The 2,309-nt window shown below is 49.5% G+C and carries 3 protein-coding genes; all 3 read right to left on the bottom strand.

Translation table 11 applies throughout. The features are described 5' to 3' along the window. Positions 1 to 32: 32 nt before the first annotated feature. The 3 genes from ABGY95_RS07730 to ABGY95_RS07720 all read right to left on the bottom strand — a co-directional run bounded on the left by ABGY95_RS07730 (position 33) and on the right by ABGY95_RS07720 (position 2,264). Positions 33 to 1,016 carry a MoxR family ATPase gene (locus tag ABGY95_RS07730; protein ID WP_347441110.1) on the bottom strand — a complete coding sequence of 328 codons (984 nt, stop codon included), beginning with the start codon at positions 1,014 to 1,016 and terminating at the stop codon, positions 33 to 35. Positions 1,017 to 1,126: 110 nt separating this feature from the next. Beyond that, a complete protein-coding gene (coaD, locus tag ABGY95_RS07725) occupies positions 1,127 to 1,618 on the bottom strand; it encodes a pantetheine-phosphate adenylyltransferase (RefSeq protein WP_347441109.1) in 492 nt (163 codons plus the stop codon). Positions 1,619 to 1,700: 82 nt separating this feature from the next. After that, positions 1,701 to 2,264, bottom strand: a complete 564-nt coding sequence (locus tag ABGY95_RS07720; protein ID WP_347441108.1) for a 5-formyltetrahydrofolate cyclo-ligase — start codon at positions 2,262 to 2,264, stop codon at positions 1,701 to 1,703. Between the last annotated feature and the right edge of the window lie 45 nt (positions 2,265 to 2,309).

The raw sequence follows: 2,309 nt of genomic DNA, 5'->3' as shown, positions 1-2,309 counted from the left end.
GAGAGCTGGTATGATATGACGGAGCGATAGCATTAAGGTACAATGGTCTTTTGGAGGATGCGCTCGACAATTGTATCAGTGCTGATTTCTTCAGCCTCAGCTTCGTAGCTAGGAAGGATACGGTGGCGTAATACATCTGGTGCGAGATCTTTTACATCTTGTGGTGTGGCAAAGGCGCGTCCTTGAGTGAAAGCTCGAGCCTTGGCTGCTAGAGCTAAGTTTATGGTGGCTCGTGGCGAGGCTCCAGCACGGATGAGGGGCACGAGTGATGCGTCGATATTCGCTGGGGTTCGCGTGTTGTGGACGAGCTCGACAATGTACTCACGCACAGCTGGATCAATGTAGACTTGGTTGACCAACTTTCGGCACAATGACACTGTTGCGGTATCGACTACCTGTTTGGTTTCCGCGATCGAGCCAGAGGTGGCCATGCGGTCAAGGATGGTGAGCTCTTCTTGTTTAGATGGGTAATCGACAGTCACCTTAAAGAGAAAGCGGTCGAGCTGAGCTTCAGGAAGCGTGTAGGTTCCTTCTTGGTCAATCGGGTTCTGCGTGGCTAGCACGAGGAAAGGGTCGGGTAGAGGGTGGCTGGTGTCGCCAATGGTTACTTGGCGTTCCTGCATAGCCTCTAACAAAGCCGACTGAACTTTTGCCGGGGCACGGTTGATTTCGTCGGCTAGAATGAGGTTAGAGAAGATGGGACCTAACTTGGCTGAGAATGTGCCACTTTCTGGGCTATAAATCATGGTGCCTAAAAGATCTGCAGGTAGTAAGTCTGGAGTGAACTGAAGGCGAGAGAAGTCAGCCTGCATACAGCCAGCTAGAGACTTGATGGCGAGAGTTTTAGCCAGCCCTGGGACGCCTTCTAGAAGAATGTGTCCATTCGTGAGTAGACCAATGACTAGTCGGTCGACTAGCTCGGCTTGGCCAACGAGGACGCGGCCCATTTCTTTTTTGAGTTGTTCGATCCAGGTGAAATTTTTTTCAACTGCAGCTGAGAGTGCTTCGTGATCCATAAATTGCTTGTTACGTTTAGAGTGAGATGATTGTTACGAAAAATTCCCATGATGAGTTTTGTCACGCATTTGGGTTATTCTGGTGTAGCGATAGATAAATACAGGTTTGTCTATTTGCTATAATGTACCTGCAATTGCTCCATCACAGGAGCGGGGACGTAGCGGCGTACAATATCCTGCCAGCCAGTTGGCCCTGTAAGTCCTTTGATCATGCTGGAAGATAGTTCAGCGATGTCACGCGGGGGCATGAGAAAAGTGGTTGTCACCTTTGGAGCCATGTCGCCATTGATGTGGCGCATGACACGCTCGTACTCGTAGTCGCCAGGGGAGCGAATGCCGCGCAGGATATAATGCGCTCCAACTTCTTCTGCGTAATCGACGAGGTAACGGTTATCAAAATGTGAGATGGTCAGGCGTTCACAACTAGGTAAAGATTGCTGAAGTAAAGCAATGCGGGTGTCGACATCGAAGGTGTAGGACTTCGACGGATTTGATCCGATCGCTACGTAGAGGTGATCAAAGAGTTCAAGCCCTTGCTCAATCATCCATAAATGGCCATTGGTAGGTGGATCAAACGATCCAGCGTAGACAGCGGTGCGCATGTGCTTTTTGTGCTCTAAAATGAGGTGTTTGTCATCAGAATTTATACGCTCGGTGTTATTTGCGTGTGTATTAGGAGTGAAATCACGCGCTGATGACTTGATCGACCATGATATCGTGCTCTTCTGTCGGTAGTTCAGTGACGATTTGTTCTTTGAAGCAAATACCGATTAGACGGCTTGTCGGGAGACGTTGGCTGAGAAGACGATCGTAGTATCCACCACCTTTTCCCAGTCTTTGTCCAAATTCAGTGAAAGCAAATCCTGGACAGAGGAAGAAGTCTATATCAGTTGCTGCGACTAGGGTGTCCGGATTGTCGGGAGGTTGGGGGATGTTGTAGATGCCCAGCTCCATTTTGTTGAGGTCATGGACATGATGGAAGTGCATTGTGCCTCCAGCCTGTGATCTAGGGTACACTAAGCGCATGTTCGGTAGGTTGGTATGGAGCTCGGACAGGTCGGGCTCGCTTGGTAGGGCTACAAAGCTGGCAATAGTGAGGGGGTGAGAGGAGGTGCCAACCATCGACTTGATGGCATAACAAATAGCCGCAGACTGCGTTGAGCGTTGTTCAGCGGTGACACCTTTGAGCGTTGCTCGCATTTTGCAGCGGAGTGTCTGCTTTTGTTTTTTTATAAGTGTTTCGGACATCTTAAATAGATGGAGATTTGGGGGGGCTAGATGGAAAAGCGAGCT

The organism is Rubritalea sp. (assembly GCF_039830215.1).
Taxonomy (GTDB): Bacteria; Verrucomicrobiota; Verrucomicrobiia; order Verrucomicrobiales; family Akkermansiaceae; genus Rubritalea.
Note: the sequence above shows the minus strand (reverse complement) of the source record. Positions and strands in the feature narration are given on the sequence as shown.

What these genes read in the sequence shown, in the direction of transcription:
- coaD (WP_347441109.1), bottom strand. Translation starts at nt 1,618, where the DNA reads ATGCGCACCGCTGTCTACGCTGGATCGTTTGATCCACCTACCAATGGC.
- ABGY95_RS07720 (WP_347441108.1), bottom strand. Translation starts at nt 2,264, where the DNA reads ATGTCCGAAACACTTATAAAAAAACAAAAGCAGACACTCCGCTGCAAA.
- ABGY95_RS07730 (WP_347441110.1), bottom strand. Translation starts at nt 1,016, where the DNA reads ATGGATCACGAAGCACTCTCAGCTGCAGTTGAAAAAAATTTCACCTGG.